Origin of the sequence: Streptomyces sp. NPDC020747 (assembly GCF_044334695.1) — a bacterium.
Classification (GTDB): domain Bacteria; phylum Actinomycetota; class Actinomycetes; order Streptomycetales; family Streptomycetaceae; genus Streptomyces.
In genome coordinates this window covers 216,683-230,892 of the sequence record NZ_JBIRTJ010000012.1, presented here as the reverse complement: position 1 = coordinate 230,892, position 14,210 = coordinate 216,683, and the positions used below count along the sequence as shown (strand labels likewise).

The 14,210-nt window shown below is 71.6% G+C and carries 14 protein-coding genes; 5 read left to right on the top strand and 9 right to left on the bottom strand.

Annotated elements, in window-relative coordinates; translation table 11 throughout:
- Positions 1 to 4: 4 nt before the first annotated feature.
- A complete protein-coding gene (locus ACH4YP_RS29890) occupies positions 5 to 607 on the top strand; it encodes a TetR/AcrR family transcriptional regulator (protein WP_398493656.1) in 603 nt (200 codons plus the stop codon).
- Positions 608 to 623: 16 nt separating this feature from the next.
- Here the strand turns inward: ACH4YP_RS29890 and ACH4YP_RS29885 are convergent, their stop codons facing one another.
- From ACH4YP_RS29885 to ACH4YP_RS29870, 4 genes are read right to left on the bottom strand one after another with little or no spacing between them, the layout of a single operon-like run.
- Positions 624 to 1,424, bottom strand: a complete 801-nt coding sequence (locus ACH4YP_RS29885; RefSeq protein ID WP_361061699.1) for an acyl-CoA thioesterase domain-containing protein — start codon at positions 1,422 to 1,424, stop codon at positions 624 to 626.
- A gap of 31 nt (positions 1,425 to 1,455) precedes the next feature.
- Complete coding sequence (locus tag ACH4YP_RS29880) at positions 1,456 to 2,286, bottom strand: acyl-CoA dehydrogenase family protein (protein ID WP_361061702.1); 831 nt, start codon at positions 2,284 to 2,286, stop codon at positions 1,456 to 1,458.
- 12 nt (positions 2,287 to 2,298) lie between these two features.
- Positions 2,299 to 3,408 (bottom strand): acyl-CoA dehydrogenase family protein, encoded by a 1,110-nt coding sequence (locus ACH4YP_RS29875; protein ID WP_361061815.1) that lies wholly within the window; start codon positions 3,406 to 3,408, stop codon positions 2,299 to 2,301.
- A gap of 5 nt (positions 3,409 to 3,413) precedes the next feature.
- Complete coding sequence (locus ACH4YP_RS29870) at positions 3,414 to 3,863, bottom strand: nuclear transport factor 2 family protein (RefSeq protein WP_361061705.1); 450 nt, start codon at positions 3,861 to 3,863, stop codon at positions 3,414 to 3,416.
- Positions 3,864 to 4,147: 284 nt separating this feature from the next.
- Here ACH4YP_RS29870 and ACH4YP_RS29865 point away from each other — a divergent pair, with 284 nt between their 5' ends.
- The 4 genes from ACH4YP_RS29865 to ACH4YP_RS29850 are packed head-to-tail and all read left to right on the top strand — an operon-like array spanning position 4,148 to position 8,127.
- Positions 4,148 to 6,262, top strand: a complete 2,115-nt coding sequence (locus tag ACH4YP_RS29865; RefSeq protein ID WP_361061708.1) for an ABC transporter permease — start codon at positions 4,148 to 4,150, stop codon at positions 6,260 to 6,262.
- Positions 6,243 to 6,953 carry an ATP-binding cassette domain-containing protein gene (locus tag ACH4YP_RS29860; protein ID WP_361061711.1) on the top strand — a complete coding sequence of 237 codons (711 nt, stop codon included), beginning with the start codon at positions 6,243 to 6,245 and terminating at the stop codon, positions 6,951 to 6,953. Before ACH4YP_RS29865 ends, ACH4YP_RS29860 begins: the two co-directional genes overlap by 20 nt.
- A gap of 5 nt (positions 6,954 to 6,958) precedes the next feature.
- Positions 6,959 to 7,663, top strand: a complete 705-nt coding sequence (locus ACH4YP_RS29855; protein ID WP_361061714.1) for an ABC transporter ATP-binding protein — start codon at positions 6,959 to 6,961, stop codon at positions 7,661 to 7,663.
- The gene (locus tag ACH4YP_RS29850; protein WP_361061717.1) at positions 7,660 to 8,127 is read left to right on the top strand and encodes a hypothetical protein; all 468 of its coding nucleotides are present in this window, start codon (positions 7,660 to 7,662) and stop codon (positions 8,125 to 8,127) included. Before ACH4YP_RS29855 ends, ACH4YP_RS29850 begins: the two co-directional genes overlap by 4 nt.
- 88 nt (positions 8,128 to 8,215) lie before the next feature.
- Here the strand turns inward: ACH4YP_RS29850 and ACH4YP_RS29845 are convergent, their stop codons facing one another.
- From ACH4YP_RS29845 to ACH4YP_RS29825, 5 genes are read right to left on the bottom strand one after another with little or no spacing between them, the layout of a single operon-like run.
- Complete coding sequence (locus ACH4YP_RS29845; RefSeq protein ID WP_398493652.1) at positions 8,216 to 9,031, bottom strand: SDR family NAD(P)-dependent oxidoreductase; 816 nt, start codon at positions 9,029 to 9,031, stop codon at positions 8,216 to 8,218.
- A gap of 13 nt (positions 9,032 to 9,044) precedes the next feature.
- Complete coding sequence (locus ACH4YP_RS29840) at positions 9,045 to 10,193, bottom strand: acyl-CoA dehydrogenase family protein (protein ID WP_361061723.1); 1,149 nt, start codon at positions 10,191 to 10,193, stop codon at positions 9,045 to 9,047.
- A 15-nt stretch (positions 10,194 to 10,208) separates the two neighbouring features.
- Positions 10,209 to 11,351 carry a thiolase family protein gene (locus ACH4YP_RS29835; protein WP_398493650.1) on the bottom strand — a complete coding sequence of 381 codons (1,143 nt, stop codon included), beginning with the start codon at positions 11,349 to 11,351 and terminating at the stop codon, positions 10,209 to 10,211.
- Positions 11,341 to 12,588, bottom strand: coding sequence for a CaiB/BaiF CoA transferase family protein (locus tag ACH4YP_RS29830; protein ID WP_398493648.1), 1,248 nt, complete (start codon positions 12,586 to 12,588; stop codon positions 11,341 to 11,343). The genes ACH4YP_RS29835 and ACH4YP_RS29830 overlap by 11 nt, the downstream gene beginning before the upstream one ends.
- The gene (locus ACH4YP_RS29825) at positions 12,585 to 14,198 is read right to left on the bottom strand and encodes a FadD3 family acyl-CoA ligase (RefSeq protein WP_398493646.1); all 1,614 of its coding nucleotides are present in this window, start codon (positions 14,196 to 14,198) and stop codon (positions 12,585 to 12,587) included. Before ACH4YP_RS29825 ends, ACH4YP_RS29830 begins: the two co-directional genes overlap by 4 nt.
- Positions 14,199 to 14,210 lie beyond the last annotated feature (12 nt).

Below are 14,210 nucleotides of genomic sequence, written 5' to 3'. Positions count from 1 at the left end.
GGCGATGGTCTCGGCGCGGCGTGAGGAGATACTCCGGGCGGCGTTGGAGGTGTTCGCCGAGCGCGGCTACCGCGGGGCGTCGATCGACGCGGTGGCGGAGCGTGCGGGGCTGACCCGGCAGGGTGTGCTGCACTACTACCCGAGCAGGAAGCGGCTGCTGTTCGCCCTGCTGCACCTGCGCGACGACCTCAACCGGCAGCACATGCACTCCGACTGGAACGACCCCGACATGCCGGCCAGGCTGGCGGAGGCGCTCGCCTTCGACCAGGGCATGCCCTCGCTCGCCCAGGTGCACAGCGTGGTGATGGCGGAGGCCGCCACGGGGCAGGAGCCGGCCCGTGGATTCGCGCGCGAACGGTACCGCGAGCTGATCGAGACGATCACCAAGGACCTTGCGGGACGCTTCGGCGAGCGGCTGCCGAGCGGTCTGACGCCCGGCACCGCGGCCACCGCCCTGATGGCTCTCTTCGAAGGCATACAGCAGCAGTGGGTGGTCGACTGCGACGACGAGCGCTACCAGGACACCGTGCGCGACGCGCTGGCGGTGCTGCTGCTCGGAACCCAGCCGGCGCCGCCCCCCTCGCCGGTGCCCGCGGCGAAGGGGTAGCGCCGGCCGGTGCGTGTCACCGCCGCCCGAACCGCAACAGCGCGTCCTGCGCGTACGAGGCGACGAGCTCGCCCCGCTGCGTGAGGACGTCGCCGCGCCCGTGGCACCGGCCGTGCGCCGAGACCGGGCTGTGCTGGCGCAGCACGAGCCAGGCGTCGCTGCGCACCGGCTGGTGGAACCAGAGGGTGTGCGAGGTCACGGCGGAGGCGAAGGCCTGTCCCGCGTCGTGCTGGGTCACCCCCTCCACCGGGCGCAGCGCGGTGCCGATGAGTGTCAGGTCGGTGGTGTAGGCGAGCAGTGCGGCGCCCAGTTCCGCGGCGACCGGCGGGGTGCGCGTCCACAGTTCGTAGACGGGCGGCTCGCTGCCGGGGGAGTCCAGGTCGATCGCGGCGCGGGTCTCCCACGGCAGCAGCTCAAGCTCGATCCGCCCCTCCTCGCCGGGTGGTGCGCCCACCGCCTCGACGGTCTGCCGCTGCGGTCCGCCCTCCCAGGTGTGCAGGCTCACCGTCGCCACGGCGACGATCCCGTGCTCCTGCCGTGCCTGGATCTGCACGGCGGCGTAGGTCCGCCCGCGCTGCACACAGTCCGTCTCGTAGCGCACGGGCTCGCCGCCCCTGCCCTCTCGCGGAAACAGCATGTGCAGTGACTTCACGGACTTGTCGGGGCAGGCGAGTTCGGCGACCCGGGCGCTCTGGGCGAGGAGCTGGCCGCCGAACAGGCGGTGGTACGCGAGCTGTTGGGAGCGCGCTTCGTACACGCCCTCGCCGAGCGGTTTGGGGTCGAGGCAGTCGAGCAGGTCGTTCCACTGATCGGTCATGGCCACTCCTGCGGTTGTCTCCCGGCGGGGGTCACAGCTGTACGAGACGGGGTGCGCTGCCGCGCGACGCGATCAACATCCCGGCTTCCCGGGTGAGTTCGCGGGCGCTGCCGAGCAGGCCGTCGAGGGCGAGTGCGCGTTTGACGTGCCGGTGGAGTTCGTGTTCGGCGGTGAATCCGATGCCACCCAGGGACTGCTGGCAGTGGCGGGCGGCGGTCAGCGCGGCCCGGCCCGCCGCCGCCTTGGCGAGCAGGGAGCTGAGGTCGCCGTCGGCGGCGATCAGGGTCGCCTCGGCGCCCTCCAGGGCCACCAGGGTCTCGGCGAGCTTGTGGCGCAGCGCCTGGAAGGACGCCAGCGGGCGCCCGAACTGGTGGCGGTCGAGGACGTGTTGGCGGGCAAGGGTCAGCATCGCGTGCCCGGTGCCCACGAGCCACCAGCCGAGCGCCTGCCTGCCCAGGGCGAGTGGTACGAGGGCGCCCGGCGCGGGCAGCGTGCGCAGCGGCAGGTCGGGGTCGATCGCGCCGGACTCCGCCCCGGCCCCGCGTTCCCAGCGCACCCACAACCCGCCCGCGTACGGCATGGGCACGGTGCCGCCGACGGGGCGGCCCGTCTCGTGCAGCAGGACGTCGTTGAGGACCGGGGCGTGGGCGCCGGTCTCGCCGAGGAGGCGGAAGACGGACCGGACCGCGGTGGCCGGGTCCTCGGCGAGCATCTCCGGCCAGCCCAGGTCGGTGAGCGCGCCGTCGAGGGAGCCCCGCTCGGGGGCCGGTGCCGCCATCGCCTTGCGCAGCGTCTCTTCGAGCAGTTCCCGTTCACGGTCGTCCATGGTGTTCATGGCATCCGTAGCGTTCATGGCGTTCATGCGGGCGGCTCCTCACTCCTTGCCCAGGCCGAGCAGGCGCCGGGCCACGATGTTGCGCTGGACCTCGGCGGTGCCGCCGTAGATGGTGGCGGCCCGCGAGTACAGGTACTCGGTGCGCCAGGCCGGATCCGTCAGCTCGACCGATCCCGGCAGCAGATCCCGTGCCGTGTCGAAGAGCTGCTGCTCGGCGGTGGCCAGCAGGATCTTGTCCACCGAGGTCTCCGGGCCGAGCCGCCCCGAGGCCGCGAGCCTGCGCTGGGTCGCGTGCGAGCGGCAGCGCACCATGTGCAGCGCCAGGTACGCCTCGCCGAGCGCCGCCGCCTCGTCCTCGGGCTTCTCCCGCTGCTCGATCAGGCGGTCGAGGCGGGTGTAGAGGTGGGCGACGCGGTGCCAGAAGCAGGTGGAGCGCTCGTGCGGCAGCAGGTCCATGGCCAGCTTCCAGCCGTCGCCCACCGCGCCGAGGAGCCGGTCGCCCGGCACATGCACCTCGTCGAGGAACACCTCGGCGAACTCGTCGACGCCGTGCATGGTGCGCAGCGGCCGGACCGTGATGCCGGGGGAGTCCATGTCGAGGAAGAACGCGCTGATGCCGGCGTGCCCGGGATCGGGTCCGGTGCGGGCGAGCAGTACGCAACGGGTCGCGTACTGGGCCAGGCTCGTCCACACCTTCTGGCCGGTGATCACCCAGCCGCGGCCGTCGGCGTCCGGGACGGCCCGGGTGGACAGGGAGGCGAGGTCGCTGCCGGAGCCCGGTTCGGAGAAGCCCTGGCACCACTGCTCGCGCCCGCCGAGCAGCCGCGGCACCATCTCGGCGGCCAGCGCCGGGGACGCGTACGAGATCAGGGTGGGGACGAGGACCTCGACCATCGAGTACGGGCCGGGCTCGGCGAGTTGGCGCGTGGCGACCTCCTCGCCGAGCACGGCCCGCAGCACGCTCGGCCCTCCGACCCCGCCGACCGCCTCGGGCCAGCCGTGCCGCATCCACCCGGCCTCCCACAACTCCCGGCGGACACGGTTGAGTTGGGCGACATGAGCGTCGAGCGAGTCGTCCGCCGGGTCGGGGGTGAGGTCATGCGTGTCGAGCCACGCGGACAGTCGCGTACGGAAGGTGGCGGTGTCCATGGGGGTCACGTGCGGGTCTGCTCGAAGGCGTGCGGGCGGCCCGAGTCGTGGTCGCCGCTGCGGCGGATGAACGTCATGGCGCGGGTGTGCAGTCGCCAGCCGTCCGCGGTTCGCCGGTAGGTGTCGTTGTAGTAGCCGATGCGCATGGCGTGGGCCGAGTGTTCGACGAAGCACAGGGGCTGGGTGCCGGTGGCCGTCCCGCCGTCCTCGGCGAACTCCACGACCGGCGTTCCCGTCATGAACAGGCCCTTGGGCGCGGCGGCGATCAGGGCCGGGAAGTCGTCGAGCCGGTAGGTGTCGCCGAACGCGCTGTAGCTGCCGTCCGGGGTGAAGACGGCGAGGACGCGGTCCGTGTCGCCCTGTGTCATGGCGACGGCGTAGCGGGCGAGCAGCTGCTGGATGTCGGCCAGGTCGTCATACGTGCTGATGCCCGGATCCGAGTGCTGTGGGGTCAACGGTGGTACCGCCCTTCCTGATTCAGGTGTCACGAGGTGTCACGAGTTGTCACGGAGTGCCGCGGGTTCGGAACGGATATGCGGCATCCCGTGTCCGGATGGTTGATTCTCCGTCAATGAGAAGTTAGTTTCCACCCCTGGGAGGCGCCCACCACACCCCGCTCACGCGGGGATGGGGGAGAGCACCGAGGAGGAAATCCCGTGAATCCCATGAATCCCGCGATACAGGTGTCATCCGCAGCCGGGCTCGCCGCGTGGCCCGTCCGAGCAGGGACGGTCGCCTGATGGAACAGTTCCTCACCTTCGGCGTGGTCGGCCTGACCAGCGCCGCGATCTACGCGATCGTCGGCAGCGGCCTCGTCCTGACGTACACGACCGCCGGCGTGTTCAACTTCGCGCACGGCGCGGCCGGCATGCTCTCCGCCTTCGCCTACTGGCAGTTGGCGTTCGGCTGGGGGTGGCCGGTTCCGCTCGCCCTCGCCTTCGTGCTCCTCGTGCTCGCGCCCGGCTTCGGGCTGCTCGTCGAGCGGGTCCTGATGCGTCCCGTGCAGTCGCTCGGGGAGGCGGAGCGGCTCGTGATGGCCGTGGCCCTGCTCACCGGCTGCATCTCCCTGGCCCGCTGGATCTGGAACCCCAGCGTGGCCCGGCCGCTGCGCCCCTTCTTCGTCGACGAGCCGGCCCTCCACTTCGGCCCCGCCGCGGTCACCTGGCACCAGATCCTCACTCTGGTCGTCGCCGTGCTCGTCGCGGTGGGGCTCTGGTTCCTTCTCGCCCACACCCGCGCGGGCACCGAGATGCGGGCCTGCGTGGACGACCGTGCGCTCGCCGGGCTCACCGGGGCGTCGCCGCAGCGCGCGGCCCGGCTCGCCTGGGTGCTCGGTACCCAACTCGCCGCCATCGGCGGCATTCTGATCGCGCCGACCGTCGCCCTCGACGCCCAGCAGCTCTCCCTCCTCATCGTCTCCGCGTACACCGCCGCCGTCTTCGGCCGCCTGCGCAGCCTGCCGCTCACCTTCCTCGGCGCGCTCGTGGTCGGCTGTCTGGAGAGCTTCCTCACCGGCTATCTTCCGCAGAACGACTATCTGCCGGGGCTGCGCCTGGCCGCCCCCGCCCTGCTGCTCCTCCTCGCGCTGATCGTCTTCCCGCACCGGCGGCTGAGGGGCCGTGAGCGGCGCCTCGTCCAGGTGCCGCTGCCCACCGCGCGCGGCACGCTCGTGTTCGCCGGAAGCGTGCTGCTGTTCGCCGTGTTCCTGGTGACCGTCCTGGACAGCGAGGGACTCATCTCGTACGGGCCGCTGTTCGCGCTCGGCATCGTCGCCCTCTCCTACGTGCCGCTGGCCGGCTACGCGGGGCAGATCTCGCTGTGCCAGCTGAGCATCGCCGGCATCGGCGCGATCGTGTGGGGACACCTGGGCGGGCAGGGGCAGTTGTGGGCGCTGCCGGTCGCGGTGCTGGTCGCCGCCGCGGTCGGCGCTCTCATCGCGGTACCCGCGCTGCGGCTGTCCGGCATCTATCTCGCCCTGGGCACCGCCGCGTTCGCCGTCGTCCTCGACCGATGGGTGTTCACCCTGCCGTCCTTCGAGATCCTCGGTGTCCGCGTCGCCCTGTTCGACCAGGGCTCCGTCGAGGTGCACGGGCCCGATCTCTTCGGCTGGCAGCTCTCATCGGGGCGCGAACTCCTGCTGTTCTCCGCCGTCATGCTCGCCCTGATGTCGCTCGGCGTGGCCTGGCTGCGGCGCGGCAGGTTCGGCCGCGCGCTGATCGCACTGCGTGACAGCGAGGCCGCCTACGCCACGCTCGGAGGCAGACCGCTGGGTGCGAAGGTCGCCGTGTTCGCGCTGTCCGCCGCGATCGCCGGACTCGGCGGGGCCCTGTACGGCATGGTCCAAGGCACGATCACCGCAGAGCAGTTCAGTCTTGTCGCGAACCTGCCGGTGTTCCTGATCGCCGTCATCGGCGGCCTCGGCGCGGTCGGCACCGGCCTGTTCACCGGTGTGTCCTACCTGGCGCCGCCCCAACTGCTCGGCCACTTCGGCGACTGGGCCCACGACGTGTCCACCCTGATGATCGCACTCGCCGGAATGGGCCTCGCGAAGAGCCCCGGCGGCATCGTGCCGCAACTGCGCGGCGACTGGGCCGTGCTGGCGCGCGACCGGCTGCTGTTCCCCGTCACCGGAGCAGTGCTCGCCCTGCTGTGGGCCCTGTACGCGGCCCACCTGATCGGCGGTGCGCTGTTCCTCGTCACCTTGATCGTCGCCGCGACCGCACTGCGCGTCCGGGCCGCCGCACGGCAGGCCGGACCGCGTCTCGAACCAGACCCCGTCGAATGGTGGGGCATCCGCCGGCCCTGGCGGACCGAGGACCGGGAGGTGATCGCCCGTGGCATCGCTGCGAGCTGACGGGGTGACCGTCGTCTTCGGCGGGAACCGGGCCCTGGACGACGCCGGATTCGAGGCCGAGGCAGGTTGCGTCACCGGCCTCATCGGCCCCAACGGGGCAGGAAAATCCACTCTGTTCGACGTCGTCTCCGGCCTGCTCAGGCCCCAGTCCGGGGTCGTCACCCTCGACGGCGAGGACATCACCCGCGCCACCCCCGCCCGGCGTGCCCGGCGCGGCATGGCCCGTACCTTCCAGCGCCTGGAACTGTTCGGGCGGCTCACCGTCCGCGACAACCTCCTCGTCGCAGCCGAACTCGGCTCCCACGGACGCGAGTCGGCCCGTACCGCCGACCGTGTCCTGGAATCCATCGGCCTGTCCGCCGTTGCCGACACCGCCGCCGACGCGCTGCCCACCGGCGCCGCCCGCCTCCTGGAGGTCGGCCGGGCCCTCGCCGGGCGGCCCCGCGTCCTGCTCCTCGACGAACCCGCCGCGGGACAGGACGCCGACGAGACCCGCGCTTTCGCCGCCCTGCTGCGCGACGTCGCCGCCGACGGCTGCGCGGTCGTCCTCGTCGAACACGACATGGGCCTCGTGATGAGCGTCTGCGACCAGGTGTACGTCCTCGACCTCGGCAAGATCGTGGCCTGCGGGCCGCCCGCGGACATCCAGCAGGACCAGACGGTCCTGGCCGCCTATCTGGGGGAGGCCTGAGCAGCATGCCCTTGCTCGAACTAAGCGGCGTACAAGCCGCCTACGACCGCATCACCGTGCTGCACGGCGTCGACCTGAGCGTCGCCGCCGGACAGGTCGTCGCCCTGCTCGGACCCAACGGCGCCGGCAAGACGACAACCCTGAACGTCGCCGCCGGAGCCCACCGGCCCAGCGCCGGAAGCCTGCTGCTCGGCGGCCGCGACGTCACCGGCGCCCACCCGCGGGATCTCGCCCGGAGCGGGGTCTGCCTGATCCCGGAGGGACGGGGCGTCTTCCCCAACCTCTCCGTGCGCGACAACCTCCGCATGATGACCTTCACCGGCCGCGACCGGGCCGAGATCGAGGAGATCGCCTACGCGCGCTTCCCGGTCCTCGGCAAACGCACCCGTCAGGCGGCCGGCACCCTCTCCGGCGGAGAGCAGCAGATGCTCGCCCTCGCCCGCGGCCTGGCCACCGACCCCGCCGTGCTGCTCCTGGACGAACTGTCGATGGGGCTCGCCCCACTGGTCGTCGGGCAGCTGTACGAACACGTCGCCGAACTGGCCCGGCAGGGTGTCGCGATCCTGGTCGTCGAGCAGTTCGCCACCGCTGTCCTCAAGATCGCCGACCATGCGGCCGTGCTGGTGCGCGGCAGCATCCAGTGGCAGGGCCACCCCGACAGCTCCCTGCACGCCGAACTGTCCTCCTACTACCTGGGGAGTGCCGCATGACAACGCAATCCGCCACGTCCACCGCCACGTCGACCTCTACGCCCACCGCCACCTCCACCGACGAGACACCTCACCGCGCCGACCGGTTCGTCCGGGACCTGGCCGCACTGAAGATTCCCGACCCGGCCGCCGCCCGCCACGTCCTGTGGCTGCGGACGGGCGGCGTCCTGCTCCTCGCGGGCCTCGTCCTGGGCCTGCTCGCCTACCCCCTCGCGCACGCCACCGACGATCCCCTCGCCCAGCGCGACGCGCTCGCCATCGGCCTGACGGGAGTGGTGTGCGCGGTCGTGGGCGGCGTGGTGTACCTGCGCTACTCGCTCACCGGGTTCCTGCGGTTCTGGCTGGCCCATCAGTCCTACGACCTGTCGGCGCTGGGGGACCGGCTCGTGGACGGCACGAAGGTGGATGGAGTCAAGGTGGACGGGGCCAAGGTGGACGGCGTCAAGGTGGTTCCGAGTCCCTGAGGACCGCCACGGCGCAGTCCCGGGGCGCTGAACGGGGGCGCGGCGCGTCAGCGCCCCCGGTACGTACGAGCGCCCCAGGTCCGTACGCTCAGACCGTGTACCCGCCGTCGACCGCCAGATGCTGCCCGGTGATGAACCCGGCCCGGCCCGACACGAGGAACGCGACCGCCTCCGCGATGTCCTGCGCGTTCCCGAAGCGGCGCAGCGGGATGTTGCGGCGGGTCACCCGCAGGGCGGCCTCGTCGAGTTCCCCGTCCTCGATCAGCCGGGCGGCGATCCCGTCGGTGAGCATGCCGGGGCCGACGCAGTTGAACCGCACGCCGTAGCGGCCCTCCTCGGCCGCGAGGGCGCGGACCACCGCCTCCACCGCGCCCTTGGTCCCCGAGGACAGACCGTCCCGTACGGGGTAGCGGTGGGTGGCCGCGGTGGTGACCGCGACGACGCTTCCGGCGCTCTCCCGCAGCGGGACGAGCGCCGGATGCACCAGGTGGTAGAAGGCGAGCGTGTCGGCGTGCAGCTGCTCGCGGTACCGCGTCGGCGGGACCTGGCTCAGGTGCGTCATCGGCACGTGCGGACCGGCCGCGTAGACAAGTGTGTGCAGTGCGCCGAACCGGTCGACCGCTGCCCGGATCGCGCCCGCGGCCTCGCCCTCGTCCGTGAGGTCGGCCCGCACGCTGTGCACCCGCGCACCCTCGGCGCCCAGTTCGGCGGTGAGCGCGTCGGCCGCCGTCTCGTTCGAGCGGTAGGTGAACAGCACCGTGCTGCCCCGCCGCGCCAGGGTGCGGACGATCGCCGCGCCGATGGCGCCGGTGCCGCCCGCGACGAGGGCGGCACCCTTGCTGCCGGAGAAGTCCTGACCCTGACCTTGATCCTGATCCTGATTCCGATTTCGATCCGTCGTCAACGCCGCAACTCCCTTACAAACCGAGTGACTTCGCGATGATCACCTTCATGACCTCGCTCGTTCCCGCGTAGATCCGGGTGATCCGGGCGTCCGCGTACAGGCGGGCTATCGGGTACTCGCGTATATAGCCGTATCCGCCGAAGAGTTGGAGACAACGGTCCACGCACCGGGCCTGGACCTCCGTGCAGAACAGCTTGACCTTGGCCGCGTCCGCCCCGGACAGCCGTCCCTCCACCAGTTCCAGGATCGCCCGGTCCAGCATGGCCTGCGCGGCCTCCACCTCCGTGGCCACCGCGGCGAGTTCGAACTTGGTGTTCTGGAACGAGGCCAGCGTGTTCCCGAAGACCTTGCGGTCCTTGGCGTACACGAGCGTCGTGTCGAGCGCCGCCCGGGACTGTGCCACCGAGCCGACCGCGACCGTCATCCGCTCCTGCGGCAGGTTCCGGCCCAGGTAGGAGAACGCCTCGCCCTCCTCGCCGAGCCGGTTGGCCACCGGCACCCGTACGTCGTCGAAGGCCAGCTCCACCGTGTCCTGCACGCGGATGCCGATCTTGTCGAGCTCCCGGCCCTTGGTGAAGCCGGGCATGCCGTCCTCGACGACCAGCAGGGTCAGGCCGGCCCGCCGGTCGTCCGGGGCCGAGGAAGTGCGTGCCACCACGATCACCAGGTCGGCCAGGAGCCCGCCGGTGATGAACGTCTTGGCGCCGTTCAGGACGTAGTCGTCGCCGTCGCGCACCGCCGTGGTGCGGATCCCCGCGAGGTCGGAACCGGTGCCGGGCTCCGTCATGGCGATCGCGGTGAGCAGCCGGCCCGCGGCGAGCGACGGGAACCAGCGCTCGCGCTGCTCCTTGTTCGCGTAGCCGAGGAAGTACGGGAGGATCACGTCGAGTTGGGTGCGGACGGTGCCCAGCGTGACCAGGGCGCGGGACGCCTCCTCCTGGAGGATCACCTGGTAGCGGTAGTCGTCGGTGCCCGCGCCGCCGTACTCCTCGGGGATCGCCAGGCCCATCACACCGATGTCACCGAGCTGTTCGAAGATGTGGCGGGGCATCCGGCCCGCCTTCTCCCACTCCTCGTAGGCGGGTACGACCTCGCGCTGGACGAAGTCCCGCACCAGCTCCCTGAAAGCCTCGTGGTCGGCGGTGTAGATGTCTCGGCGCACCCTCAACTCCACTGATCAGTCGATGAGTTCCACGACGGTGGCATTGGCCGTACCGCCACCCTCGCACATGGTCTGCAGTCCGTAACGGACACTCTGGTCGCGCATGTGATGGATCAGGCGCGTCATCAGGATCGCGCCGGACGCGCCCAGCGGGTGGCCGAGCGCGATCGCGCCGCCGAGCGGGTTGAGGCGTTCCGGGTCGGCGCCGGTCTCGGCGAGCCAGGCCAGCGGTACGGGCGCGAAGGCCTCGTTGACCTCGTAGGCGCCGATGTCGGAGAGGGCGAGCCCGGCCCGCTTCAGCACCTGTGCGGTCGCGGGGATCGGGCCGGTCAGCATCAGGACCGGATCGGAGCCGGTGACCGCGCCCGCCCGGTAGCGCACCAGCGGCCTCAGACCGAGCGCGTCGGCCCGCTCCGGCGTGGTGACGAGCAGGGCGGCGGCGCCGTCGGAGATCTGCGAGGCGTTGCCCGCGTGGATCACGCCGTCCTCCTGGAACGGCGTCTTCAGACGGGCGAGCGTCTCGGGTGTCGTACCGCGACGCACCCCCTCGTCCGCCTTCAGCGGGTTGCCGGGCAGCGGGGCGAGCTGGGCGTCGAAGGCGCCGGAGTCCTGCGCGGCGGCGGCCAACTCGTGGGAGCGCGAGGCGAATTCGTCGAGCTGAAGCCGGGAGAAACCCCACTTGTGGGCGATCTTCTCCGCCGACTCGCCCTGGTTGAAGGCGAAGTGGTCGTAGCGCTCCAGGACGGACGGTGACCAGGGCGTGCCGCCGGTGCGGGCCGCGCCCAGCGGCACCCGGCTCATCGCCTCGACGCCGCCCGCGACCACCATGTCGTACTGGCCGGACAGCACGGCCTGCGCGGCGAAGTCGAGGGCCTGCTGACTGGAGCCGCAGGCCCGGTTCACCGTCGTCGCCGGAACGGAGTCCGGCCAGCCGGCCGCCAGCACCGCGTACCTTCCGATGTTTCCGGACTGGTCGCCGATCTGCGAGACACAGCCCCAGATCACGTCGTCGACATCGGCTGGATCGATACCGGTACGGGCGACGAGTTGGCCCAGGACGTGCGCGGACAGGTCGCCGGGGTGGACGCCGGCGAGCGAGCCGCCACGCTTGCCGACGGGGGTGCGGACGGCCTCCACGATCACGGCCTCACGTGTCACTGTCTGCCCTCTCCTTGATCGGGTTCTCGGTCAGCTTCTCGGTCAAGTCCTCGTCGGCGAACCCCAGTTCACGCAGAATGGCCTCGGTGTGCCGACCGAGAGCGGGCACGTCGCCCATGGGGGCCGTGCGGCCCTCGAAGACCGGCGGCGGCAGCGGCGCCAGGGTCGGACCGCCCGGGGTGTCGATCTCGCGCCAGCGGTCGCGGGCGGTGTGCTGCGGGTGGGTGAGCACCTCGCTGGGGGTGTTGAGCTTGGCGTTGCCGATGCCTGCCTTGTCGGCCGCAGCCTGGATGTCGTGCAGGGTGCGTGCCGCGCACCAGCCGGCGATCTCGGCGTCCAGGCGCTCGCGTGCGGCGACCCGGTCGGCCGTGGTGGCGAGTTTCGGGTCGTCGGCCAGGTCCGGCCGGCCGAGGAGCTCGCGGGCGTAGCGCTGCCACTCGCGGTCGTTGGTGGTGCCGAGCACCACCGTGTGGCCGTCGGCGGTGGCGTACGCGCCGTAGGGCGCCACCGCCGGCGAGCCCATGCCCACCGGCTGCTGGTCGACACCGGTGTGCCGGGTGTACGTGAGCGCGTACCCCATCACCTCCGTCATGATGTCGAACATGCTCACCGAGACGGCGGCAGGACCCTTCGTCCCGCCGGTCCTCCCGCGCTCGGCCAGCAGCGCCGTGATCGAAAGGGCCGCGTACAGGCCTGTGCACACATCGGCCACCGGCGGCCCCGGCTTCGCCGGTTCACCGGGCAGACCGGTGATCGAGCACGCGCCCGCCTCCGCCTGTACGAGCAGGTCGTAGGCGCGCTTGTGGGAGAGCGGGCCGCCGGGACCGTAGCCGTCGATCTCCATGGTGATCAGCTCGGGGTGCCGGGCTGCCAACTGGCCCGCGGCGATGCCGAGTCTGTCGGCCGCGCCCGGCGCCAGGTTCGACACGAAGACATCGGCCCGGTCCAGGAGCCGGTGCAGCACGTGCGAGCCGTGCGCCGACTTCAGGTCGAGGACCAGGGACTCCTTGCCGCGGTTGGCCCACACGAAGTGGGCGGAGAGGCCGTGCACCACGTCGTCGTAGTAGCGCGTGAAGTCGCCGCCGGGGGCCTCCACCTTGATGACCCGGGCACCGAGATCGCCGAGCGCCCGGGTGCACAGCGGCGCCGACACCGCCTGCTCGACCGAGACCACGGTGACTCCCGCCAGCGGACCGTCGCCGCTCCCGTCCTCATCGCTCACGCCTGCGCCGCTCACGCCTGCTCCTCGTACGTCTTCTGCTCGGACGTCTTCTCCTCGTACGCGGCGCGCAGTTCGTGCTTGAGTATCTTGCGGCTGGCGTTGCGCGGCAGGTGGTCGACGAAGCGGACGTGCCGGGGCACCTTGAAGTTCGCCATGTTGGCACGCGACCAGGCGATCACGTCCGGTGCCGTCGTTTGCGCGCCCGGCTTCAGTACCAGGTAGGCGCAGCCGACCTCGCCGAGTCGGTCGTCGGGCACACCGATGACGGCGGCCTCCGCGACCGGTGCGTAGTCGAGGAGGAGACGTTCGATCTCGGCCGGATAGGCGTTGAACCCGCCGACGATGAACATGTCCTTCTTGCGGTCGACGACCGCGAGGTTGCCGTCGGCGTCCAGGTGCCCGATGTCGCCGGTGCGCAGCCAGCCGTCGGCGCCGATCGCGGCGGTGGTGGCCTCGGGGTCGTCCCAGTAGCCGCTGGTGACGGTGTAGCCGCGCACCTGGATCTCGCCCGCCTCGCCCGCAGGCAGGGCGCGCCCCGCCTCGTCGGCGATGCGGACCTCCACGTCGGGGATCTGCCGCCCGTTGGTGCGGGCCACGGTCGCCGGGGTGTCGCCGAGGCGGGTGGTGGTGGCGAGCGCGGAGGCCTCGGTGAGTCCGTACGCGCTCATCACGATGTCGAACGACAGCTCGTCCTTCATCGCGTGGATCAGCGGTTCCGGGATCGTGGTGCCGCCGGTCATGGAGATCCGCAGCGACGACGTGTCGTGGCGGGCCCGGGCCGGGGCGGCGATCAGGTCGGAGAAGATGGTCGGCGGCCCCAGCATGATGGACACCCGCTCCCGCTCGATGAGTTCCAGGGCGCGGGCCGCGTCGAACACCGCCATCGGGACCACCGTCACACCGTGCAGGAACGAGGCGAGCCAGCCCGCCTTGTACCCGAAGCAGTGGAAGAACGGCGGCACGACGAGGAAGACGTCCCCGGCGCGGAACGTGTACTCCTCGGCCATCCAGCCGTACGCGCGCAGCGACTGTCCGTGGGTGAGGACCACGCCCTTGGGGTGTCCGGTGGTCCCGGAGGTGAACATGATGTCGGAGACACTGTCGGGTGTGATCCGGTCGATGGCCGCGTGCGCGGTGCTCTCGTCGACGGCCGCGCCCTTCGCCAGGAAGTCTTCCCAGCCGAGGTCCGCGTCGCCGCGCTCGTCGCGGAGCGACACAGTGGACTGCAGGGCAGTCAACTCCGGTTCGTGTTTGCGTAGTTCGGCGATGTAGTCGGTGCCGAGGAACGGGGCCGCGAACAGCGCCTTCGCCCCGGACCTGCGCAGGATGTACGCGAGCTCGGCGGCCTTGAAACGGGTGTTGAGGGGGACGACGATGCCGCCCGCGCCCTGCACCGCGAGGGCCGCGCAGATCCACTCGGCACAGTTGGGCGCGCAGACGCCGACGCGGTCGCCGGGGGAGATGCCGAGCGCGATCGCGGCACGCACCGCCTGCGTCATGTGCCGCTCAAGGTCGCGGAAACTCCAGCGCAGGTCGCCGTCGACGAGCGCGGGCCGGTCACCGTAGGCCGCGGCGGCCCGGCGCACGACGTGGGGGATGCTGCGAAGCTCCTGGTCGTATCGCATCACGGGCTCCTT

Coding starts and splice junctions, on each gene's coding strand:
- ACH4YP_RS29850 (WP_361061717.1), top strand. CDS start 7,660: ATGACAACGCAATCCGCCACGTCCACCGCCACGTCGACCTCTACGCCC.
- ACH4YP_RS29865 (WP_361061708.1), top strand. CDS start 4,148: ATGGAACAGTTCCTCACCTTCGGCGTGGTCGGCCTGACCAGCGCCGCG.
- ACH4YP_RS29855 (WP_361061714.1), top strand. CDS start 6,959: ATGCCCTTGCTCGAACTAAGCGGCGTACAAGCCGCCTACGACCGCATC.
- ACH4YP_RS29890 (WP_398493656.1), top strand. CDS start 5: ATGGTCTCGGCGCGGCGTGAGGAGATACTCCGGGCGGCGTTGGAGGTG.
- ACH4YP_RS29880 (WP_361061702.1), bottom strand. CDS start 2,286: ATGAACGCCATGAACGCTACGGATGCCATGAACACCATGGACGACCGT.
- ACH4YP_RS29875 (WP_361061815.1), bottom strand. CDS start 3,408: ATGGACACCGCCACCTTCCGTACGCGACTGTCCGCGTGGCTCGACACG.
- ACH4YP_RS29825 (WP_398493646.1), bottom strand. CDS start 14,198: ATGCGATACGACCAGGAGCTTCGCAGCATCCCCCACGTCGTGCGCCGG.
- ACH4YP_RS29885 (WP_361061699.1), bottom strand. CDS start 1,424: ATGACCGATCAGTGGAACGACCTGCTCGACTGCCTCGACCCCAAACCG.